Below are 22,337 nucleotides of genomic sequence, written 5' to 3' on the forward strand. Positions count from 1 at the left end.
ACTACGAGATGGAGAAAGCCCGGAATGGCGATAGTTAACGAGCTTATTACCAAATTCGGCTTTATCGGTGATCTGGCGCCGCAGGAAACCTTCAATGCGAATCTGAAAGCGTCTATTGGTCTGCTTACCGGTCTTGGGGCTGCTATCGCTGGTTCGGCAGCAGGGGTTGCTGGCTGGGTGACGTCTATCAGTCAGTCTATTGATCCGCTGGTCCAGTTCTCCCGGGAAACGGGCGTAGCAATCGAGACCATTCAGACACTGGGCTATGCGGCGTCCGTAAATGGCTCAAGTGTTGATGCGTTGCAGGCTTCGCTTGGTGAGATGACAAAACGAGTGGGGGAGTTCGTTTCTACCGGAGAGGGGGAAGCTAAAGACGTTGCGGAAAGACTGGGACTTCAGTTCAAGGATATGAACGGGCAGGTAAAAAACTCCGATGCGATATTTCGTGAACTGGCCGACAAGCTGCACGGCATGAGCCAGGCAGAGAAGTTTTCCGTTCTGGATAAGATGGGTATCGACCGTTCCATGGTTCAGTTGTTATCCATGACTGGCGAAGAAATATCTTCGTTGCAGAACAAGGCTGAGGCGCTTGGTGTTGTCACGCAAGACCAGGCAGATCAGTTCGCTGCATATAACGATTCTCTCACCACGCTAGGGAAAGGATTTGATGGTATCAAATTTCAGGTTGCCGTCGGATTTGTGCCGGTGCTGAAAGACCTAGTGGATGGGTTTACAGACTTTCTCATTGCTAACAAGGATCTCATTAAGAACGGGCTGGCTCATCTTGGGGAAATTATCTTCTCCGTTATGGGTATGATCCGCCGCTTCCTGCCGATTGTCGCTGCTATCACTATCGCTTTCTCTGCCTGGTGGCTTGTCACTGGCGGGCTTGCAACGGCAATGGGTGTGCTGATGTCTCCAGTAGTCCTTATCACTGCAGCAATCCTGGGCGTTATCCTCGTCATAGATGACCTGTTAACGGCTATGGAAGGCGGCCAGAGCGTTATTGCTGAATTCTTTAAAGACACATGGGGGATCGATATCGTCCCCGGTTTGCTGGCGATTAAAGACGCGGTCATTGTGGTGGTCGATTACATCATCGATGTATTCAAACAGGGTATTGAGAATATCAAACTGCTCTTTAGTGCGCTGAGTAAGCTGGTCACAGGTGATTTTCAGGGGGCATGGGATGATGTCGTGAAATCTTTCACTGAAAGTGTCGCTCTGCTCAGAAAGCCGTTTGATGAATTTATGCAGTGGGTGATGGGATTGTTCGCAAACCTCGGTGAGACCATTAAAAACACGATCAGCAATGCTGCTTCAAATGCCTGGAATGCGACAAAGTCATTCTTCGGGTTCGGTGAGGATGAACAGCAGCAGGGGGTAACCGGCGGCGGTAACGGCGGCATGAGTCCAGATGGTATCCCTTATGGCATGAATGCTGCGGTGGGGATCGCTGGTGGTGGCGTGACAAGCAATTCAAGCGTCAGCCAGCAGAACACGATTCACATCAACACATCCGATCCAGTTGTCGCCGGGAATACTGCGGCAGATAGCCTGCAACAAAACATGAAGGATGCCAACCGGTTGAGTGGCAGAGGAGGTCGGTAATGGGGATTCTAGATGGGCTCATGCAAGCGCAATCTTCTGGCAAAGATACTGTTAAAAAGGTAGGGATCGGCGGGTTCTCAATGTTTGCCCGAGTGAGCGACGCTACTGAATACCCATCTCAGGTTCCTGTAGACGTGCTGGAGGACGGCAGTAACGCGTCTGACGATATCATCAATGGCCCTCTGACGATAAAAATCAGCGGTGTTGTGGCCGATATCTATGTCGATGCGAAACCAAACTCTTCTTTTAGTCTGATGCCCGATTATTCGAAGTACGGCGAGGTGCTGGAGTATATCCCCGCAAAGACGCAGCAACAGTTGCAGAAAATGAATGAGATTGCCAACCGTGCAGAGCAGGCCGTCTTAAAGGCAAAGCGCCTGGCTGATAAAGGTGCTGATCTTTTCGGGCTGGTGGGCAATCCGTCTACTGGTGGCGCAAAAGGGATACGTGAGCAATTTCTCGACTTCATTGAGGGGGTGTACTACGGCAAGCAGCTTATTTCCGTGGAGGTGGATTATCGCACCCATGAAAATATGGCATTAAGCGGCCTGATCATCAGCACCGACAATCAGACTATGGAAACTAAGTTTGAGGCCAGTTTTACAAAAATCACCTTCACGCAACTGACTACCGCACCGATAGAACAGCACTTCAAATCGCCGTCGGCAGCTGCTAAATCAAAAACAGCGGGCGTTGCGAATAAGGGGGCGCAGACTCCGGCAGATAATTCAAAAAAAAGCGGCCAATCGAAATCTGTAGCTTATTCATTTAAAGATGCAATCTTTGGTAAAAACTGATGGATCAAATAACTAATGTTACAGATGAGCCTATTCAGCGGCATGTCTTGATTTTTGACCGTGGTGAGGCTGTAGTTACCCTTCGTTACCTGCCCACAGTTGAAATGTGGAAGATGCGCGTGGAGTACAATGGCGATTACATCGATGGCGTAAAGCTTTCGCTGGGAACGCTACATTTTCGTCACAAAAACTGGCCTTTTGATATTGCGGTGCTTGCTACAGATAACGCCGGCATTGATCCGTATCGTGCTGATGATTTTCTTACCGGGCGCTGTAATCTTTATATTCTCACACCGGAAGAAATGATTGAAATTCGCGGGGGAGACGTACCGTAATGGAAACTTTTTATCGTGACTATCGTCTGACGGTTGGGATCGGAAACCAGGCTGTGATTATTCAGCCACCGATAACTATTTCATTCAAAGCGCTTGAATCGGTAAGTAAAAAGTCTCTGGGTAAGTTGAGTGTATCCATCAACAGTTTAAAGCCCTCCACGCGTCTGCAGTTGCTCAAGTCTGAAGATGAAGAGAAGTACATCCCAGTAAGGCTGGAGGTTGGTTACGACGGCAAGCTGCGTCAGGTGTTTCAGGGTTCAGTTAAAAGTGGGGCAGTAAAGCGTGAGGGTGCGATCCACATCGTCAGCCTGGAATGTGAAGACGGTGGCCACGACTATATCAACGCCTTCACATCGCGCACGGTGCGCGGGAAAGAACAGGTCGTCGATTCTGTCTTGCAGGACATGCCGAACACGAAGAAAGGCTCTGTGACGAAGCAACAAGCACTCATCAGACCGAAGGTTCTGGTAGGTAGCTCCAGTAAGATTCTTACCGATACCCTTGCGCCTGACGAGTCATTTTTCATCAAAGATGAGCGCGTCCACATCCTCAAGGCTAATGAGGTTACATCGGGTAACATTCCGGTCGTGAATGCGCGAAGCGGTCTGCTAAATACGCCTCAGTCAACCAAAATCAGCGCACAGGATGACGGCGGGAAGAAGGGGAAAACGCCAACCAATGAACCTGATACCGATCCGGGTGGCAAAAAAGACACCGATTCGAGCACCTTAGCCAAGTCATCGAAAGGGCAAATAGTATTCGATACGAAACTGAATCCTATGCTGGTGATCGGTGGGCTTTGCGCAGTTGAAAGCGTGACGAACCCCGCGTTAAACGGGGTTTATAAGATATACCAGATTGAAACCAGTGGGCAGAATAACGGGGCGGCTTGGTATCAGAAGGTCGTCTGTCAGCCAGCAGGGAGTTACAGGGTAATTAAGTGACTATTTCATATCGAGGCAAATAGTTGCGACATAATCACCACCCGCAGAAAGAAATGACTCGACAAAGTCTTGATCCGGCCAATCTTCCTTTTCCATCATTTGTTTTTGTTCCTTGATAAAGTCTCGCTTTATCTTAGAACATGACTTTTTTTCTTTTAAGCCTTCACGAACTACCCCTCTCATTTGCTTTTCCATGGCTGGTAACTGAGACATGCCTTCATTTATTTTTTTCTGATTAGCATTAGTTGCCTGAAGTGCTTCGAGCATGGCGCTTTCAAACTTAGATTTCGCAATTTCTGCGTAAGGTCCAGCGATAGATGCTGTGGCAAATAACAATCCAGCAATGCAAATCAATTTTTTCATAATTCATCCCAGAGAAAAGATATGGTTGAAGAACTTCACGACACTATCGGCCTGGGTGTTGAATTCGCTCTGGCCGATGTTCACACCATTGTTGTCGCAAAAATAACGTCTGTAAATGACAAAACAATCAGTTGCGTCCCCGTTATCAATCGGGTTGTGAAAGGAAACAGCAAGCAGCTACCTGAGTTCATCGAAGTACCCCCGGTAATTTTGCAAGGTGGTGAGAGTTATATCGCCGAACCAATTTCAGCTGGTGACTATTGCCTCATCCTTATCTCTGAGCGTTGCTATGACGCCTGGTATGCTGGCAGCGACTTCGTTTCACCACTTGAAATGCGCATGCACGATTATTCAGATGGCTTTGCTCTGTGTGGGGTTAATCCACAGGCTACCGCGATCGCTATTCCAAAGAAGAACCGGATGATGAAGGGGGATACTGACCATGAGGGTGATTTAAACCTCACAGGGAATATTACCCAGAAAGAGGGCAAGACGACCCTGGAAGAATGCGATGTTCTGAATGTACTTCAATATTCCCAGGTAAAGACAGGCGGTAAGTCTGGAGTGTCTGGTTCATTTCAAAGCGATGATGGGAAAACAATCACAATTACAAACGGTATTGTCACGGGGATCACATGATTGTTTCAGCACTGGATAAAAATGACGACTGGGGATTTGGGCGCGGGAGGGCGAATTATATTACTGGCGGTGCCGCTATTGCGCAGAAAGCCAAATGCCGTATCCGCTCGTTCAAAAACGATAACCCTCTCAACATGGATGACAACATCAACTGGCTTTACCTGCTATCAGAAAAAAACACCGAACAGGAGATTTTGCGGGAGATAGAGCGTGTGACGCTGGCGACGGATGGGGTTATGCGCATTACCGCCCTGGCGATGGAGATCAATAAGGCCACCCGGTCACAAAAAATCGAACTCAGCATTGAGACCGTCTATGACGAGCAGACGATCACTTTTCCTGTCAGCGGAGCGTTGAAGAATGGCACTACAGTTTAATGATAACGGTCTGGAGATAAATTCACTCAGAGATTTGTTTCAGATGCTGAGTGATGGCTATAAAGAGATCTATGGGCAAGATATCGATTTAGACCAGGAGTCACCTGACGGTCAACGGGTGGCAATCGAAGCTCAGGCGCGAGCGGATATTGAAGCCGCGCTGCAATGGCTTTATTCCCAAATGGACCCTGATTTTAATACTGGTGATATGCAGCAGATTATTGCCAAACTTCACGGTCTTTTCCTGCGCCCAGGGTCACGTTCGCAACGTGACCTTAAAGTCACAACAGACAGGCCGTTACTTCTCTATAGCGGGTACAAGATACGGGACCAGGCAAATCAGGTCTGGGTTATCCGACAGGATGTGACCGTTCCGTCGGGCGTCACAACAGCCACCTTTTTTGCCCAAAACTTTGGGAAGGTTACAGGACTTGTGAGCGATACCTTCACTCAACTCACACCAGAACCAGGGATTGTGAGCATTATCTCTGATTCCGCGGTCGTGGTCGGTCGGGATGAGGAAACGCCTGAAGAATTCAGGCAACGCCGGAACCGGTCACTTGAGAACCCGGCAACAGGTAGCACTGGTGCGGTTTTCGCTAAAGTTGCTCAACTGACAGGCGTAATTGATCTGAATATCGGTGAGAACGATACGAAAATCGATGATCAAACAACGGGTATTCCTGCGAATTCTATATGGCTTGTCGTAGAAGGCGGTGCGATCTCAGAAATTGTGGAGGTCATGGTCAAACAAAAAGGTGGTGGAACGGGAACGAAAGGCAACATAACCGGGCGCTACACCGAAACCCTGATTCGGCCTGACGGTACTTCACTTCTTATAGCCCATGAACTCCAGTTTGATCGGCCTATCTACAAGCCGCTTCATATCAGACTCACTGCCCGCCGGAAAATTCAAAACGAACCGATAGATATCGATACTCTCAAAAAATCACTTGTATCACGCACCATGCATATCGGTGAGTCTGTGGATGCCAACGAATTTTATGAGAATGGCTATGGTGTCGGTCGTGTGAATTTTGTGCTGACTAACTTGCAAATTAGCAGCAATGGAGTCGATTACACCGATGCTGAGTTATCACCAGGCTTTCAGGGGAAGTTCACGTTGAGTGTGGAAAATATAGACGTTAATGAGGTGCTCCAGTGAATGACGACATCATTAACCGCTACACGCTAATGCTCATTAAGCAGTACTGGGAAAAGAAAAAAGCAAAGTCAGAGATTCAAGCCATGCTCAGGCACTGGCAAATCATCGCTGATTTTATTCGCAACCCAGATAATTTTGATCTCGACCGGGTTACCGGATATCGGCTCGATGTGATTGGCCGGATAGTTGGGCTTCCCCGCAGCGTACCTGCTGTTATTGCCCGTGTATTTTTCGGGTTTGACGGTAATCTGAATACCGCAGGCTTCGACAGTAAATCTAATGCGGCGTATGTCGGAGCACCTTTCTACAGCAAGTTTTCCCCTGCATATGGCGACTACCAACTGGCTGACAATGAGTATCGCAGGTTCCTCCGAGTCAAAATTGCGCGAAACGCCGCAGGTGCAACGATAGCGTCAGACGATCGAGTCAGCCTGCAGGATGTTATACAGACGGCATTCAACGGCGAAGCTTACGTGACCGACAGAAAAGACATGACGCTTGCGCTGAACGTTTCGCCGCGGGTATCAGTTGAAGAGTTACGCTTGATTGTGAAGCTTGGCCTGCTGCCAAAACCTGCAGGCGTTCGATACGATTATTTTTATCAGGTGACTCCCGGTCTGACCTTCGGTTTCTCGCGAAACCCTTCGGCCAGTGGATTCGCCAGCAAGTTTAATACCGCCTACCAGGGCGGTTTTTTTTCGAGGAAAATCCATGTCTAAGATTGCACGATATCAGGGAAATGTTCGGGCTTTTGCCTCTGATGCACAGGGAATGGAAAGAACCGTGTTTGGTGGAACAAATCAGGCGGATGACCTGACCTCGCAGATCACGGCATCTTTTCTTCGCGGATGGGGCATTGTTGGCGCTTCCGAACACCCCTCTCTTGAGGACTTCAATGCGGCAATGTATGCAATGAGTCAGTTCATTGCGTATCAGCACCAAATGGGGGTTCCAGAGTGGCATGCAGAACAGGAATATCATATCGGTTCGATCTGCACACATAACGGTGAATCTTATCAGTCCTTACAAAATGCAAATATTGGTAGCCAGCCGCCATCAGCAAAATGGACTCCTGTATTAACGTCAAAAAACGGTCTCGCAAACCTTGGTTTGAGAGAAACACTGAATCCGTCAAAACGCGTCAGCATTGGTGCGCTGGGAACAGGAGTGTTTGATGGTTCAAAACCTGCAATCAATATCGGTGATTCAGATAGTGGTTTTGTGTTTGAGTCAGACGGGGTTATTGGTGTTTATGCGAACAGTCAGAAAATCGCTGAACTCACTAACACTGAATTTAAGATTATTGGCAATGCGAGTCTGGTAAATGGCGCATTGCTTCTTGGCGGCCTGACACATTTCATCAGGCATACCGCCGCTGATGATGCGGGGTTTGGCGGTAATAATGTTGAAATTGGTTCGTGGAATGGTATCGGCCTGACGTGTACTTATGACGGCACCACACGTATTTATTTCAATACGCGAACGGGAGAAATTGGGCTGAGAGGAGATTTAAAAGCTGACGGCAATGTTCGCAGTGGTAATGCCTGGCTTGACCAGACGGGAAATCTTCAGGGCAGTGCGTGGGGGGCTGGAGTCGGCTTAAAAGCGTACTTAGATAATACGTTTAACAGAAAAAATACGGCGAGCCTGGATACAAACGGCTGGCATCGTGATGAATCCACCGGACTGATTACACAGTGGGGGCTGATTGACCAGGCGAACGGAACGTACAATTTCCCACGCGCATTTCCCAATCAATGTTTTGTCGTTCTGGTTACCAATACCAACGCTCAGGGAAGTGGTGTGGATAACGCATTTGGGTATCCGATAAGTAATAGTCAGTTTGTTGCAAGCTCAAAGAATAACGGTGGCGGCATTGGCCCGTATCCGGTTGCGTTTAAGGCGTTGGGGAGGTAGCTAATGAATTATTATTACAGCGCAAAAGAATCAGGTTTTTATTTCGCTGATGATATAAAAATCTATGAAGCGGGGAAAGGCTGGCCAGATGATGCTATTCCTGTAACCGATAATTATTATCGGTCATTACTTTCTGGCCAGCAGACTGGAATGGTTATCGTCGCCGGGAATAATGGCTATCCGGTTCTGGCAGAAAGGCCTGCCCCTACGGAAAAAGAGTTACAACAACAGGCTGACACAAAGAAACAAAGCCTGATGCAGGAAGCAAACACAATGATCTCAACGTTACAGGATTCCGTTGATATGGAGATGGCGACGGCAGAAGAAACCTCCGCGTTAACTGAGTGGAAAAAGTACCGGGTTTTGCTGATGCGCGTTGATACAGAAAAACCCGTATGGCCTACGCCTCCAGAGGAACAGGCCAGTTAATATCTGGCGCTTTCGTCAAATCAAGCCGCCGCAGCCTGGTTCGGATTTCACGCAATGCGGTGAGTTCGGCCAGCTCGGCATCAGTAATATCACCATCATCCTGCGCTTCCATAAGCTGATTGATTTTTGCCGTGACCGGCGCCATACGCCTGTCGCGTTCTGCTGCCGCTAAAGCAACATAGTCAATCTGAACAGGTGTGATAGTGCCGTTGCTGTAGGTAAAATTACCAGGCTGGAAACCATCAGGAATATCAGTATCAGCGAATTCCACAACAGAGCAATTCAGCGGAAATAGCTTAGTCGCATCTTTATCCGCAGCAATAATCAGCCCTGTTTTGTCATACTGGATTTTCAGTGTATCGGGCTGGAATAACTTCTGTAACACATACCAGTCAACACCTGATTCATCCTGGATAAACTGGATGCTGCAGTTCTCTGATAATTCCTGCTGAACAGGGGTTAATTCTGTTGTTTTAGTGAAATTTTTAAAATGTCTCATTTTTATGCCCCCACCGTATACCACTGACCATTCACTTTTAGCTGTAACAAGCGTCGCTGAATTCTGTCTGGTGTATCGTTCGAGTCTCCATTCTCAACACCTGTAATGACGTAACCTAACTGGTCTGCAAATCCGGGCGAACGATATACGTTTCCCTGCTCAGTGGCACCAAATCGAATTGATTGAACATACCCACTTAGCATGTCAGTTGTAGCAAGGAATACACCAGAGCCATCGTCATGAAGCATAAATGGCTTTGTTTTGTCATTCTGATAAACGCCGATCTGAGTGATGTACTGACGGCCAGGCTTAGCGGCCATAAATGCACTCAGCCAACCAGGTCCGCTGCCACCGCCCCATATATCGCCGTAAACATCGCCATTTTTGTTGAATATCGCACTTCCAGCCTGCAAATTTTCAGCTGCAGCGATAACACCGAGTCGGGTGCTGATATATGCCCGGATAGCCAGGTCTGCTGAGTTCTGAAATCCGATACCATTCCATGACTTAATGTTCAGGTTGTTACCATTAAAACCTGCACCATCAACGCCACCTGTAGCCATCCCCCCAGAACCATCTCCAACCGTAACAAGGGTATCGCCACGCATATTTGGAGCAGAAATATCACCAGTAAAGGCAGCGCCTTCCAGCATCGCCACATGGCGCCACGAAGTAATTCCCGCACCGGTGCCATGACCAAACAATACTTCATGACCAGAGATAGCCAGCACATCCACAACGGAGGTCGGACTTACGACCTCACTAAGGCTGATTACCTGCCAGTAACTTACCTGGTCTGGTGCATCAGGTGCCTGATGTGCGCGCATGAACTGACAGCCCGTAGCCGCACGCGCACCGATTGATGTTCGGTCAATTGCGTCACTGACAAACGTTCCCGCAAGGAATCGCCCGTCGCCTTTTAAAAGCGCTTCTTTTAAACCAACGTTTGCGAAAATGAATATTTCAGGTACAGATGGCATGATCCCAGCTTTTAGCGAAGGGATTTATCATGCTTATTGGCTATGTACGCGTGTCAACAATTGACCAAAACCTCGAATTACAACTTGAAGCGCTTAACAGGTTAGATTGTGACCAGATATTTGAGGATAAAATATCCGGTGCGAAATCGAAAAGACCCGGCCTGGACAAGATGATGAAGAAGTTACGCCCTGGGGACACCGTTGTTGTCTGGAAGTTAGATAGGTTAGGTCGTTCTCTAATCCATCTTGTGGATTTGCTACGGTATTTCCGTTCAAACAATATTGAGTTTATCTCAATCACTGAAGGGATAAGAATCAGCACATCAATTGGTCGTTTTGCATATACGATGTTGAGTGCTGCTGCTGAGATGGAAAGAGAAAACATTATTGAGAGAACTCGGGCGGGGTTAGCAGTAGCAAGGGCAAAAGGACGAATAGGGGGGCGGAGACCTAAGTTAACGGATGAGCAGTGGGCGCAGGCTGGAAGGTTGATTGCAGCAGGGGAGTCAAGAAAACGTGTGGCTATAATTTATGATATCGGGGTGTCAACGCTATACAAAAAATTTCCGGCGCGATGTTGAGAAGACGCCACCGCGTCGTCGTATGCAAGAACGGGCGGCGGCGAACTGGCGAACGTTCGATAGAACAAATATTGAATGATTGCCAGTCACGGCGGATTGTACTTAAGCAATATGACGGTTCAAGGCGTTTAATCTGAAACCAGCCACATATCAGCCTCTTCAAACATTTCCTGCACCGTTCGGCTTATCTGTTCTTTCTCATGCTTGCTGGCGTCAGTGTTGATCGCCGGCAGTGTCATCATCGGTTTGCAAGGATTTGTGTGCTTCTGGTAGGAGGATTTAGCAATGGGCGACAAGTGTGCCATTTTTGTGTCGCACACTGTAAAACACCATGCATTTTCTTACATCACGTGCCATTGAGTTGCTCTTTGTGAATGCGGCAATATGCATGTAAAACAGCTAGTTATATATGATTCTACTAATTCGTAATGCGAAGGTCGTAGGTTCGACTCCTATTATCGGCACCATCTCAACTTCCTCAAACGTCCGTATTAGTCCGTAAATCGTCTGATTTATAACGTTTTTTCTTCTTTTAAGTCCATAGTAGTCCGTAACCATCCAGTAGAATCCGGTACTGAATGTGTATAGGATTGTGTATATGTTCCTGTTCGGTCTGGATTCCTATACACATGCCTTTAAACGATATGCAGATTCGCCGCGCTAAGCCTGAAGCTAAAGCCTATACACTTGGAGATGGGCAAGGGCTGTCTTTGCTTATTGAACCTAATGGAAGCAAGAGCTGGCGGTTCCGTTATCGTTTTGCCGGTAAACCCAAAATGATCTCCCTTGGTGTTTATCCAACCATAACACTTGCCGATGCGCGTTCCCGTCGTGACGATGCCCGAAAACTGGTCGCGGAAGGAAAAAATCCGAGTGAGGTTAGAAAAGAGCAGAAAATTGCTTTGCAAACGGAGTCCGAGAGCGCGTTTGAAAAGATAGCCACAGAGTGGCACCAAATGAAGTCTGCTAAATGGTCGGAAGGATATGCCTCTGACATCATGGAAGCTTTTCAGAACGATATTTTTCCTTACGTGGGTACGAGACCAATAGGCGAAATCAAACCGCTAGAACTGCTTAACGTGCTACGAAAAATTGAAAAGCGCGGTGCATTAGAAAAAATGCGCAAAGTTCGGCAGCGATGCTCAGAAGTTTTCCGCTATGCCATTGCTACTGGAAGGGCAGAGTTCAACCCTGCTGCGGATCTTTCAAGCGCCCTCGATGTACACCAGTCAAATCACTTCCCGTTCCTTAAAGCTGATGAGATACCAGATTTCCTGCGTGCTTTGGATGGTTACACCGGAAGTAAGCTTGTCCAGATAGCTACGAAATTACTGATGATTACAGGCGTAAGAACCATTGAATTACGTGCTGCATTATGGTCGGAATTTGATCTAGATAACGCTATTTGGGAAATTCCTGCTGAAAGGATGAAAATGCGTAGGGCGCACCTTGTACCATTGTCGACTCAAGCGTTAGATTTACTCAATGAACTCAAGATCATGTCAGGGAACTATCGTTATGTTTTTCCAGGACGGAACGATCCGAACAAACCTATGAGTGAAGCAAGCATTAACCAAACTATCAAACGCTTAGGTTATGATGGAAAGCTAACAGGACATGGATTTAGACATATGATGTCCACGTTGTTACATGAAAAAGGTTTTGATTCAGTATGGATTGAAACCCAACTAGCGCACGTTGATAAGAATAGTATACGTGGAACATACAACCACGCTTTATATATTGAGAGGCGTGCAAATATGTTGCAATGGTATTCCGACTATTTATGGAATGTAAAATGAGCATAAACAATAAACACATTGATACTATCTTAAATGCTGTTGATGAAGATTCACTTGCAATATTTGTTGGTGCTGGCGTTTCAAAATCGTCTGAAAACGAAATAATTAAATTACCCAGCTGGGGCGATCTAATTGAAGAGTTAAAAACAGAGTTAAATATTGATTATGAAGTTGACTACTTAAAAGTTGCGCAATTATATTTCTTAGAGTTCGGGGAACACTTGTATTATAAAAAAATAAAGTCATTTTTTCCTTCAGATATACCTCCTTCAAAAATACATAAGCTGATTTTTGAAGTTAACCCTCATGTCGTCATAACAACAAATTGGGATTGTATACTTGAAAGTGTTATTCGTGATAATGCTTATATTTATGGTTTAGTCGCAAGTGATAAAGATCTAATGAAATCTAGTTTAGATAAAAAATTAATTAAAATGCACGGAGATTTCTCAAATCATAACATCGTTTTCAAAGAAGATGACTATATAAACTACGAATTTAACTTCCCATTAGTTTCAAATTATATTAAGAGCATTTTATCTACACATACCGTCTTGTTTCTTGGGTACTCTTATAATGATTTTGATATTAAGCAAATTATCAAGTGGACACAGAATCATTCAAATGTTAGGCCACCAATGTTCTTAGTGGTTTTCAAAGCAGATCCTGCTCAATCTAAATATTTGCTAAGTCATGGGATTACAACCATAGTATTAGATGATAAATCTGCGGTAGATCATTTCAATAATTACTATACCAGTCAGTTATATAATTTTTTGCTGTTAATTAAAAACAAAAATATCTCCAATGTTTCGCCTAATAATATAATTAAGCAAGTTCATAATAGATTGTTGCCCCTAAATACACTTGAGGGAATACTTGCAGAGCAGGTGATCAAAAGTTTGACTAATTGTGGTTTGATTTACACCAACACGGATGGTAAACCTCGCGCATTTTTGTATTTTTATACTAAAGAAGTAACGATTGATTTTAATGAAAGTTTGAGAAGTATTTACTCACAATTTGTGATGGTTGTAAAAAACAATGACGAAAAAGAAAATAAATCCATTACTAATAAGTTAGAACCTATTTTTAATATATTAAAAAAGGCAGATATAAGTGGGATAATTATAGATGAAAAGAAAGAAAATGCTGTAGTGTTTAGTGAGGGCAATGATAGTGAATTGAATAATATTCATTTTGATTTTAACTATGAAAAGGAATTTGATTATACTAGAAAAGGCAGGTCATCAATTAACCTTACATATGACCGCATTGATCCATATGTATTCTATCAAAATGGACACAATGAATTAGCATACATGGCATCAGAAGATCTTATATCTTATGATCTAAAACTTAAAAATTATGCTTCACTTCTGCTTACCCTCTTTAATCAAAATGTTATCCTGCATCAGTTGAAATATGGTTTTTCGACGAATGATAAATATAATGAAATCGAGTCGAATAATATTCTTGAGATTTTTGAAGGATTTCCTAGAAAAATAAGGCGTTCAGTGTCGATGGTTTTAGAGTTAGTTAATTTCAATTATCTCTTCAATTTTAATTATACTATTGACTCACTTCTGGTAAAAGCTAAGGATAGGAAAAATAGTAATAGCTTGTTCTCTTGGGATTCAGAGGAATTTAAACCTGAATTTTTGCATATGAATTTAGTTAATTTTGTAATGAAGAATGGATTCTTGATTGACGTATATAAAGAGTTTCGATATGCCATTAATAAATTTATCCAGATAATTATCACTAAGCAAAAGAAAGAAGATAGAATAACTTTGAAAAAGGAAGAGTTGTTTTCTTGCATAAAGTATATTGAAATCAAAAAACTACGTGAATACTTTAAAAATATCAGAAACAGGAGCTACTTGTCATTAGATGTATGTGATGATGATGCTCGATGGTTAGTAGATCGTGTTTTTATAAATTTAACAGAGTCGTATATTACCGACAATAAATTTTACAGTAAGAGTGATGATTATATTGTTAAGCTGTTGTTTTTAATTTCGAATTCAAAAGAAATTGAAAACCATAAAAGCATTGTTTACGACATGGTTATTAAGTTGCTAAGCCACAATGCTAACTCTATCCAGCTAATTGAGGCTATAGACGATTTCATTACTTTAGGTTTTAATAGACTGCTATTAGAATATAATAAGGATTTCGTAGAAGAAGTGGTTATATTGATAGTTGCTAAATTAGCTGAGGGGAGAATAAATGGCTCCGAAAGAATAGCGTTTATAACAAAAGGAGTTCAAAATATTTTCTTGGTCGCTAAAGAATTAAAAATAACGTATAAAGATAAAGATATGGCAAAAGCATTAGTGATGCAATTATCAAACATGAAAGATGATGATAAAGCTCGCTCTGTAGAAACTATTATATATGAGTTACATTTGATTGCTAACGCTCCAGTAAAAAATATACTTGTTGAATATGTTAAATCAATTCCATTGTCAAAACTGAATCCTAATAAAAAATTACGGCTTGGATTATTTTTAATGGCATCTGGGATCGCACCGGCTGATTCATCACTTGCCAAAGATGCTGAAAATTCAATGGGACAATTTAGTAAGTATAAATATTCAACAGAAGCTCTTGCATATGAGGATGTTTTGAGGTTCTTGGTCGAGAAAAAAGGCATGAAAGATTATTTACCTGCTCTTAGTAAAATAGAGAGTATTACTAAGAAATTTGAGATCTCATAACAAGCATTAAAAAGAGAAAATTAAATTCTTTCTTAATGCTAGCGCGCAATGCTCTCCCCGCCACGCCTGCCCGCTTCGTGGGGCACTTTTAATGCAGGTGCGTGAAGGCACTCAGGTCGCACCAGTGCTGGTGCGGCGGGGTGTGGAAAATTCAGTTTTTTGCATGCAAAGCCATGCAGCGTAGGCATGCATGGCTATTTTTATTAAAAAGACGGGTATTTTCGGGGCGTTTTATGCGGATTTTTGCGGGTCTGCGCGGCCTGTCTGCGCATGAAAATCTGACTCTGTTCAGGCGTATATTTTGCCCGGTTGTCGTCTCTCGATGCTCTGTCAGGCCGGAAACCGATGGTTGTCAGAATGTCGCGATCTTCCTCTGCGTAATCAATATTTCCTCCGCGGGTTACATGGACGGACAGCGCTTCGCGAACACTGGCGGCCGCCCGGTCGAGAGCCCGTTCTCTGACGATGTCAGGTTGTTCGCTGAGATGCATTAATTCCGGTGCCAGTGCGGTGGCCAGCGCGTCGCCGCTTACCTGCATAAAGGCGTGGAGCTGACGACGGACGCTGATACGCTGCACGGCTTCATGTGACCGGATGTACTGCCCGGCCGACTGATTTACCGCCCATATTTTCAGGTCAATATCATCCCGCAGCGCCTGTGCAGCCTCCGGTTCATAACGGGTACAGGTCAGCTCCAGCTCTTTCAGCGCCATTTCAGCCCGCGCCAGTGCTGACTTGCTGCTCATCCAGTCCGATTTATTCTTCTGACAGGTTTCAAAGGCCTGTTCCAGTAGTGCTCGTGCCATTCTCTTTTCTCCTGAATCAGTGGCGCAGCGATGAGCGGGCGCAGTCCAGAATTCGGGGCGGTGTTTCTGGTACTGTCTGCGGCGGTTCGGGCTTTTCTTCTGCCGGTGGCCGTATCACCTCGTCGATAGACTCGATGGTGCGAAAGGTCGTGGAACAAAAGACATTCACGCACTGGAGGTAGCTCTGTTTGACGTTATCCGACAGGTAGCGGCTGGTTCGGACATGGGCAGCCTGTTTGCAGTACGGGCAGCGCATCATGGCTTAACCCCCTGTGATTTTTTCTTCTGCGCCAGCTCTTTAGCCCGCGCCATTCTGAGAGCAGGGCTTTTATAGAGTTTCATGTCCACGCCGGTAAGAGCCGGACGGTGAAGCCCAATTATTGAAATTACCGGCTCCTGCGCCATGTTGAATGTGTAGAACCTGCTTTGCGCCAGTACATTCTCACCCAGCTCCTGAATGAGAACGTTGTGAGGGTGTTCTTCTCCCTTAATTTCGAGCTCACGCAGGCGTAACGCAAAAGCGCGTACCAGTGCCGGGGGAATCTCTTTCATGACCGCCGACCACTCATTCCGGGCATGGGCAGAAAGCGCCTCTGAATGGGCGCTGACGTATTCTTTTCCTGATGTACAGGCGGACAGCATGGTACTGGCTTTATCATCGTTGAGTTCATCAATCAGGGCTGTGAATTCCTCCGCCAGCTCCCGACCGGCCACTCGCTGACTGTGTTCGGTTTTCAGTTCCGGGGTCATCATGCCGCGCAGTTCACGAAAACGGGTACGCCAGTTCTGTTCGGCTTCAGCACTTTCATTCAGGGCGTTCTGACGCTCTTTCTCGCTGCGGGTAATGGCGGCATCAATATCATTCAGTTTCAGCATGTTTTCCGTGTGCGCGGATTTGGCCTTGCTGAACACATCAAGAGCGTTATTTATCGTGGCCTCTGCGTTCTGGTTTGCTTTCTCGTTAAGGGTATCCAGTGCGCTGTCAATGGCCGTGCGGATTTTCTCATCCTGCGTGCTGCCGATGGTTTTCATTACTGCGGTAAACAAATCTGGTTTCATCGTCGGGTTCTCTCTGTGTTTTCAACCTGACGCCATTCTGCCGTCCCTCAGACAACAACTCGATTCATTGCCGTTGTAGCAGACATGGCACAAACAGGATTTAAAAACCCGGCTGGCCAGAGAAAGGTCGCAGGAAAACCCCTCTCTCTGTTTGTTTTTTTACTAATAACTATTCACTACTGTTCACTCAATATAAAAATATAAGTAAAACAATGAATTAAAGGGTGAACAGTTGAGAGGGAAGTGTTCACCAACTGTTCACTACTGTTCACGCTATAGCAATTGAGCATTACCTTATGACTATGTTAATTCCTGTTAATTTCGTAATAACCATAGGTGAAACTAATCAAAGATAAATTCTGATTTCCACCTGAAGCCACTTAAAGTCATTTAAAGCGATTTGAAGTTTTGCTGCTCAAAATTCAGACAGTTTGTGCCATGCCTCATACAAAATTCGCTTGTTGCATCAGACCAAAATATTCACAAAATAGAGCGCTACCTGATACCGGACGGACACGTCCGGATCTCTGCGGATATTAACGAGGTAGCGTTATGCACACAGTTTCATCAGTACCATCTTCCCCCACTGGCACGCACCCGATGCCGGTTTCAGCCCCGATTCAGGAACGTTTTTTACGTCTCCCGGAAGTCATTCATCAGTGCGGCCTGTCCCGATCCACGCTCTACGATTTAATTGCCCGCAATGCTTTCCCGGCGCAGGTTTCCCTCGGGGGTAAAAATGTCGCCTGGCTACAGTCTGAAATCACGGCGTGGATGGAAGAACGTGTCGCGCACCGCAACCGGAAATACGACGCATGAATCAGAGCAACCTTCACAAAGCCCCTTTTTCTGGCTTGCATCCGTTGTGTGTTTCCTGGTACAGTTTTGTCGCTGTCGCAAAATCGACAGCCGGGCGTGGAAACCCGAGCAACTCGAAGGCGACACCAGACGCGCCATGCGTCTTTTTTTGTGTCGCAACTAACGCCACAGAGCGCCAGATAATGGCGTGGTGTGCGGATCGTCGTGCAGACGTCACTTTGTGTCTCCTGTCCGCAATCGCATATCATGCTGTCATGTCAATGGTAGCTCAGGCGGGGCAGCCCTCGGGCTGGCCGGTATTCTTCGAGGCCGGTATTTCCACCCCCGTCTGGGCTATCGCCACTGAGCGTGGAAACTCCGGCGATAGCAATAATTTGCTACTCGAAGGAGGTTGCCTTATGGCTACGACCCTCACCCCGTCACACCCGCAGTTTGTCTTTGTGTTTGCCGCCGTCCGTCGCGCAGACCGTAAACCCCGTATCTGTATGCTCCGCACCGTTGCCGGTGACGAGCTGGCCGCCCGCCGTACCCTTGTCCGCGAATACGTGCTTTCCCTTGCCGCCCGTCTGCCGGTTGTGGAGGTGTCACATGCATAATAAAAACACCCCTCAGACCGTCTCAGCGCGTCGTGATGACCTCAACGCCATCAGTGAACACCTGAGCCTCGAATCATTCCATAAACTCAACCGTGCCTGTGAAACCCTGCAGTATTTCGGCAGTGATTTACGACGCCATGAAATCAACGGACTCAGCCAGCTTTATACCCCGCAAATCCTGAGTTATGTGCATGAAGACATCAGCCATGTGCTCGAAGAACTCAAGGCCAAAGGCCTGTGCCGTGACTTTCTCGCCACGACGTCGGGAAACGGAGGTGAGCACCATGTTTGATTTCCCTCAGCCGGGTGAAATATATCGCTGTACAGGATTTCCTGATGTGGTGGTGTCGGGCGTGCTGGCCGACGGGATTCCGTGGGATATGCCGTACCGCTGTCCGGGGCTGGTCTGGAATCCGTACCGGCGCACTTACACCATCCTCATTCGTATTATTGCCGGTGGCCGTATGGCAGAAATTCCGCTCAGTCGTTTTTTGCGGGACTTTACCTGTGCGCATCCCGATGTATTTAAGCGCAACCCTGACAACCGCCATGCCGTATTACGCGAAATAGCGGCCGACCCGGCATTACAGCAATACCGGGCGCGGAATATCGATAACTATCCTGACGATATTCCCCCGGTTAAACGCCCGGCGCCGGTGGCGCATAAATGGCGGAATAATTTCAGGCCGGAAACGGAAATAAAACCGGATAACAGCTACCGCCATTATCTGTAATTAAAAAACGATAACGAATATTAAATGTGCGTATCTGCGCAGGGATACGCACGTCCTCAGGAGACGAAATAATGCCTGTTAACAGTACGGAACGGCCGCAGAATATAAACCAGCCCACCATCAGCCGGGCAGACCTTGAATGCCTCGAACATCTTCGCAACGTCGGCCAGCTCGTCGGCGACCTGATGCAGGTGCAGGGCTGCACCTCTTTGCGCCACAACCCGGCGCAGCAGCTACAGCTCACCTCGGTGATTTACCTCATGACTGCCCGGCTCGACGGCGTGGTCGACCGCTGTAATCAGCGCTGGCTGACCGGGGAGGGCTGTGTATGAAAACCGCACTATCTCCCGTTCTGCGCGCTGCACTTTACCGCCGCGCGGTCGCCTGTGCCTGGCTGACCCTGTGCGAACGTCAGCACCGCTACCCGCAGCTCACACTCAGTACGCTGGAAAGCGCCATTGCCGCCGAGCTGGAGGGCTTCTACCTGCGCCAGCACGGCGAGGAAAAAGGCCGCCAGATTGCCTGTGCCCTGCTCGAAGATTTAATGGAAGCCGGTCCACTGAAAGCCGCGCCGTCGCTGTCCTTTCTCGGGCTGGCCGTGATGGATGAACTCTGCGCCCGTCATATCACCGCACCGGCACTGCACTGAGGGAGAAAATAACGATGAAAATGAACGTAACGGACACCGTAAAACAGGCGTGCGGCCACTGGCCGCGCATTCTCCCGGCGCTGGGGGTAACGGTCATCAAAAACCGGCATCAGGCCTGTCCGGTGTGTGGCGGCTCCGACCGCTTTCGCTTTGACGATAAAGAGGGACGCGGGACGTGGTTCTGTAATCAGTGCGGCGCGGGAGACGGCCTGAAACTGGTTGAGAAAGTGTTCGGCGTGACCCCGTCAGAGGCGGCCGGGAAGGTGAACGCCGTGACCGGCAACCTGCCGCCGGTTTCCCCGGCGGTGACTGCGGCCGCAGACGCTGAAACAGAGGCCGACCGCAAAGCGGCGGCCGCGCTGGCCGTAAAACTGATGGAGAAAGCCCGACCGGCCACCGGCAACGCCTACCTCACCCGCAAGGGCTTCCCCGGCCGGGAATGTCCGGTACTGACGGCCATGCACAAAACCGGCGGCGTGACGTACCGCGCCGGGGATGTGGTTGTCCCGCTGTATGACGATAGCGGCGCACTGGTTAACGTCCAGCTCATTAACGCAGACGGTCTCAAGCGCACCCTGAAAGGCGGTCAGGTAAAAGGGGCATGTCATATTCTCGACGGAAAAAAAGAGGCGGGAAAACGGCTGTGGATAGCGGAGGGCTATGCGACCGCGCTCACCGTGCATCACCTGACCGGGGAAACCGTCATGGTGGCGCTGTCGTCGGTGAACCTCCTTTCTCTGGCGAGCCTTGCCCGTCACAAATACCCGGCCTGCCAGATTGTGCTGGCCGCTGACCGTGACCTCAGCGGCGACGGCCAGACCAAAGCGTCTGCGGCCGCAGAAGCCTGTGAGGGCGTGGTCGCCCTGCCGCCGGTGTTCGGTGACTGGAATGATGCGTACACACAGCACGGCGGGGAGGCCACACGTAAAGCCATGTATGACGCCATCCGGCCACCGGCTGACAGCCCGTTCAGCACCATGAGCGAGGCGGAATTTACCGCCATGAGCACCAGTGAGAAAGCGATGCGGGTGCATGAGCATTACGGCGAAGCGCTGGCGGTGGATGCGAACGGCCAGCTCCTGTCCCGCTATGAGGCGGGAATATGGAAAATCATTCCGCCATCGGACTTTGCGCGCGACGTGGCCGGGCTGTTCCAGCGTCTGCGCGCCCCGTTCTCATCGGGGAAAATTGCCTCGGTGGTCGACACCCTGAAACTGATTATTCCGCAGCAGGACGCCCCGGCGCGGCGGCTGATTGGCTTTCGCAACGGCGTGCTTGATACCAAAAGCGGTATATTCAGCCCGCACAGCAAAACGCACTGGCTGCGCACGCTGTGTGATGTGGATTTTACCCCGCCGGTGGAGGGGGAAACGCTGGAGACGCACGCGCCGAATTTCTGGCGCTGGCTCGACGGCGCCGCCGGTTCGCGTGCCGATAAACGGGACGTGATACTCGCCGCGCTGTTTATGGTGCTGGCGAACCGTTACGACTGGCAGCTCTTCCTCGAAGTGACCGGTCCGGGCGGTAGCGGGAAAAGTATTCTGGCCGAAATAGCGACCATGCTCGCCGGGGAAGATAACGCCACGTCGGCGACCATCGAGACGCTGGAATCGCCCCGCGAGCGCGCGGCGCTGATTGGCTTCTCGCTGATACGTCTGCCTGACCAGGAGAAATGGAGCGGTGACGGGGCAGGACTCAAGGCCATTACCGGCGGGGATGCGGTCTCCGTTGACCCGAAATACCGCGATGCGTACTCCACCCATATTCCGGCGGTGATACTGGCCGTGAACAATAACCCGATGCGCTTCACTGACCGCAGCGGCGGAGTGTCGCGTCGCCGGGTGATAATGCACTTCCCGGAACAGATAGCCCCGGAAGAACGCGACCCTAAACTGAAAGATAAAATTGCCCGGGAGCTGGCCGTCATCGTGCGCCAGCTTATGCAGACGTTCAGCGACCCGATGATCGCGCGTACACTGCTGCAGTCGCAGCAGAACTCCGACGAGGCACTCAGCATCAAGCGCGACGCTGACCCGACGTTCGATTTTTGTGGCTATCTGGAGGCACTGCCCGAGCCTGACGGTATGTACATGGGGAATGCGAATATCATCCCGCGACAGCCGCGCCTGTATCTGTATCACGCCTATCTGGTGTACATGGAGGCGCACGGCTACAAGAACACACTCAGCCTGACCATGTTCGGCAAAGGGCTGTCATCGATGCTGAAAGAGTACGGGCTGAATTACGGTAAGCGACGAACAAATCAGGGGATGCAGACGAACCTTGCGCTCAGGGAAGAAAGCAACGCCGACTGGCTGCCTCGGTGCGATGAAACCACAGCGATATAACCTACCCGGACCGGCATCAGCCGGTCTTTTTCTACCTGAAATCCAGGAAAGTGAACAGTAAAGTGTTCACTGTTCACGGACTGTTCACCTTATATCTAATTGAAAATAAAGACAAATAATGGCGAGTGAACAGTGTGAACAGTTTTGAGTAAAAAAAGTTTTTT

The 22,337-nt window shown here is 48.0% G+C and carries 25 protein-coding genes and 2 pseudogenes; 20 read left to right on the forward strand and 7 right to left on the reverse strand.

Features of this window, described 5'->3' with window-relative positions:
* Positions 1–24 precede the first annotated feature (24 nt).
* The 4 genes from LG384_RS04700 to LG384_RS04715 are packed head-to-tail and all read left to right on the forward strand — an operon-like array spanning position 25 to position 3,687.
* Positions 25–1,611: a hypothetical protein gene (locus LG384_RS04700; RefSeq protein ID WP_032935529.1), complete on the forward strand. Its 1,587-nt coding sequence runs from the start codon at positions 25–27 to the stop codon at positions 1,609–1,611.
* Positions 1,611–2,408: a phage baseplate protein gene (locus tag LG384_RS04705; RefSeq protein ID WP_225760538.1), complete on the forward strand. Its 798-nt coding sequence runs from the start codon at positions 1,611–1,613 to the stop codon at positions 2,406–2,408. The genes LG384_RS04700 and LG384_RS04705 overlap by 1 nt, the downstream gene beginning before the upstream one ends.
* Complete coding sequence (locus LG384_RS04710; RefSeq protein ID WP_225760539.1) at positions 2,408–2,743, forward strand: hypothetical protein; 336 nt, start codon at positions 2,408–2,410, stop codon at positions 2,741–2,743. Before LG384_RS04705 ends, LG384_RS04710 begins: the two co-directional genes overlap by 1 nt.
* Complete coding sequence (locus LG384_RS04715; protein ID WP_225760540.1) at positions 2,743–3,687, forward strand: hypothetical protein; 945 nt, start codon at positions 2,743–2,745, stop codon at positions 3,685–3,687. The genes LG384_RS04710 and LG384_RS04715 overlap by 1 nt, the downstream gene beginning before the upstream one ends.
* Here LG384_RS04715 and LG384_RS04720 read toward each other — a convergent pair whose 3' ends face one another.
* Positions 3,688–4,050, reverse strand: coding sequence for a hypothetical protein (locus LG384_RS04720; protein WP_116360029.1), 363 nt, complete (start codon positions 4,048–4,050; stop codon positions 3,688–3,690).
* Between the two features lie 21 nt (positions 4,051–4,071).
* On the opposite strand from LG384_RS04720, the gene LG384_RS04725 reads away from it, so the two are divergent.
* The 6 genes from LG384_RS04725 to LG384_RS04750 are packed head-to-tail and all read left to right on the forward strand — an operon-like array spanning position 4,072 to position 8,577.
* On the forward strand, positions 4,072–4,689 hold the full coding sequence (locus tag LG384_RS04725) for a Gp138 family membrane-puncturing spike protein (protein ID WP_225760541.1): 618 nt from the start codon (positions 4,072–4,074) through the stop codon (positions 4,687–4,689).
* Positions 4,686–5,066 (forward strand): hypothetical protein, encoded by a 381-nt coding sequence (locus LG384_RS04730; protein ID WP_225760542.1) that lies wholly within the window; start codon positions 4,686–4,688, stop codon positions 5,064–5,066. The genes LG384_RS04725 and LG384_RS04730 overlap by 4 nt, the downstream gene beginning before the upstream one ends.
* A complete protein-coding gene (locus LG384_RS04735; RefSeq protein WP_225760543.1) occupies positions 5,050–6,231 on the forward strand; it encodes a baseplate J/gp47 family protein in 1,182 nt (393 codons plus the stop codon). Before LG384_RS04730 ends, LG384_RS04735 begins: the two co-directional genes overlap by 17 nt.
* On the forward strand, positions 6,228–6,950 hold the full coding sequence (locus LG384_RS04740; RefSeq protein ID WP_032935556.1) for a DUF2612 domain-containing protein: 723 nt from the start codon (positions 6,228–6,230) through the stop codon (positions 6,948–6,950). Before LG384_RS04735 ends, LG384_RS04740 begins: the two co-directional genes overlap by 4 nt.
* Positions 6,883–8,148 carry a tail fiber protein gene (locus LG384_RS04745; protein ID WP_225760544.1) on the forward strand — a complete coding sequence of 422 codons (1,266 nt, stop codon included), beginning with the start codon at positions 6,883–6,885 and terminating at the stop codon, positions 8,146–8,148. Before LG384_RS04740 ends, LG384_RS04745 begins: the two co-directional genes overlap by 68 nt.
* Positions 8,149–8,151: 3 nt before the next feature.
* Complete coding sequence (locus LG384_RS04750) at positions 8,152–8,577, forward strand: tail fiber assembly protein (protein WP_225760545.1); 426 nt, start codon at positions 8,152–8,154, stop codon at positions 8,575–8,577.
* Here LG384_RS04750 and LG384_RS04755 read toward each other — a convergent pair.
* A complete protein-coding gene (locus tag LG384_RS04755; protein ID WP_225760546.1) occupies positions 8,549–9,076 on the reverse strand; it encodes a tail fiber assembly protein in 528 nt (175 codons plus the stop codon). The genes LG384_RS04750 and LG384_RS04755 overlap by 29 nt on opposite strands.
* Before the next feature lie 2 nt (positions 9,077–9,078).
* Positions 9,079–10,023, reverse strand: a pseudogene (locus LG384_RS04760) (hypothetical protein); the annotation flags it as partial.
* 62 nt (positions 10,024–10,085) lie between these two features.
* On the opposite strand from LG384_RS04760, the gene LG384_RS04765 reads away from it, so the two are divergent.
* Positions 10,086–10,637, forward strand: coding sequence for a recombinase family protein (locus LG384_RS04765; protein ID WP_370637034.1), 552 nt, complete (start codon positions 10,086–10,088; stop codon positions 10,635–10,637).
* Between the two features lie 128 nt (positions 10,638–10,765).
* On the opposite strand, the pseudogene LG384_RS04770 reads toward LG384_RS04765, so the two are convergent.
* Positions 10,766–10,885: pseudogene (locus tag LG384_RS04770) on the reverse strand (DinI-like family protein); the annotation flags it as partial.
* Positions 10,886–11,266: 381 nt separating this feature from the next.
* On the opposite strand from LG384_RS04770, the gene LG384_RS04775 reads away from it, so the two are divergent.
* Both LG384_RS04775 and LG384_RS04780 read left to right on the forward strand, forming a co-directional pair.
* The gene (locus LG384_RS04775) at positions 11,267–12,439 is read left to right on the forward strand and encodes an integrase arm-type DNA-binding domain-containing protein (RefSeq protein ID WP_126855289.1); all 1,173 of its coding nucleotides are present in this window, start codon (positions 11,267–11,269) and stop codon (positions 12,437–12,439) included.
* Positions 12,436–15,162 carry an SIR2 family protein gene (locus tag LG384_RS04780; RefSeq protein ID WP_169051174.1) on the forward strand — a complete coding sequence of 909 codons (2,727 nt, stop codon included), beginning with the start codon at positions 12,436–12,438 and terminating at the stop codon, positions 15,160–15,162. Before LG384_RS04775 ends, LG384_RS04780 begins: the two co-directional genes overlap by 4 nt.
* Before the next feature lie 203 nt (positions 15,163–15,365).
* Here the strand turns inward: LG384_RS04780 and LG384_RS04785 are convergent, their stop codons facing one another.
* From LG384_RS04785 to LG384_RS04795, 3 genes are read right to left on the reverse strand one after another with little or no spacing between them, the layout of a single operon-like run.
* Positions 15,366–15,968, reverse strand: coding sequence for a phage polarity suppression protein (locus tag LG384_RS04785; protein WP_225760548.1), 603 nt, complete (start codon positions 15,966–15,968; stop codon positions 15,366–15,368).
* 16 nt (positions 15,969–15,984) lie between these two features.
* Entirely contained in the window at positions 15,985–16,227 is a 243-nt protein-coding gene (locus LG384_RS04790; protein WP_200051318.1) for an ogr/Delta-like zinc finger family protein, read from the reverse strand.
* Positions 16,224–17,027, reverse strand: coding sequence for a capsid protein (locus LG384_RS04795; RefSeq protein ID WP_225760549.1), 804 nt, complete (start codon positions 17,025–17,027; stop codon positions 16,224–16,226). Before LG384_RS04795 ends, LG384_RS04790 begins: the two co-directional genes overlap by 4 nt.
* 552 nt (positions 17,028–17,579) lie before the next feature.
* On the opposite strand from LG384_RS04795, the gene LG384_RS04800 reads away from it, so the two are divergent.
* The 7 genes from LG384_RS04800 to LG384_RS04830 all read left to right on the forward strand — a co-directional run bounded on the left by LG384_RS04800 (position 17,580) and on the right by LG384_RS04830 (position 22,173).
* The gene (locus tag LG384_RS04800; protein WP_225760550.1) at positions 17,580–17,846 is read left to right on the forward strand and encodes an AlpA family transcriptional regulator; all 267 of its coding nucleotides are present in this window, start codon (positions 17,580–17,582) and stop codon (positions 17,844–17,846) included.
* Positions 17,843–18,442, forward strand: a complete 600-nt coding sequence (locus LG384_RS04805) for a host cell division inhibitor Icd-like protein (RefSeq protein WP_225760551.1) — start codon at positions 17,843–17,845, stop codon at positions 18,440–18,442. Before LG384_RS04800 ends, LG384_RS04805 begins: the two co-directional genes overlap by 4 nt.
* Positions 18,435–18,734 (forward strand): Derepression protein, encoded by a 300-nt coding sequence (locus LG384_RS04810; protein ID WP_096879244.1) that lies wholly within the window; start codon positions 18,435–18,437, stop codon positions 18,732–18,734. Before LG384_RS04805 ends, LG384_RS04810 begins: the two co-directional genes overlap by 8 nt.
* Positions 18,727–19,176: a hypothetical protein gene (locus LG384_RS04815; protein ID WP_225760552.1), complete on the forward strand. Its 450-nt coding sequence runs from the start codon at positions 18,727–18,729 to the stop codon at positions 19,174–19,176. Before LG384_RS04810 ends, LG384_RS04815 begins: the two co-directional genes overlap by 8 nt.
* Before the next feature lie 71 nt (positions 19,177–19,247).
* Positions 19,248–19,508 carry a hypothetical protein gene (locus LG384_RS04820; protein ID WP_370637035.1) on the forward strand — a complete coding sequence of 87 codons (261 nt, stop codon included), beginning with the start codon at positions 19,248–19,250 and terminating at the stop codon, positions 19,506–19,508.
* Entirely contained in the window at positions 19,505–19,825 is a 321-nt protein-coding gene (locus LG384_RS04825) for a DUF5375 domain-containing protein (RefSeq protein ID WP_016151192.1), read from the forward strand. The genes LG384_RS04820 and LG384_RS04825 overlap by 4 nt, the downstream gene beginning before the upstream one ends.
* Before the next feature lie 14 nt (positions 19,826–19,839).
* The gene (locus LG384_RS04830) at positions 19,840–22,173 is read left to right on the forward strand and encodes a primase-helicase zinc-binding domain-containing protein (protein ID WP_225760553.1); all 2,334 of its coding nucleotides are present in this window, start codon (positions 19,840–19,842) and stop codon (positions 22,171–22,173) included.
* Positions 22,174–22,337 lie beyond the last annotated feature (164 nt).

The sequence above is a fragment of the Citrobacter sp. Marseille-Q3906 genome, assembly GCF_916618775.1.
Lineage (GTDB): Bacteria > Pseudomonadota > Gammaproteobacteria > Enterobacterales > Enterobacteriaceae > Citrobacter > Citrobacter murliniae.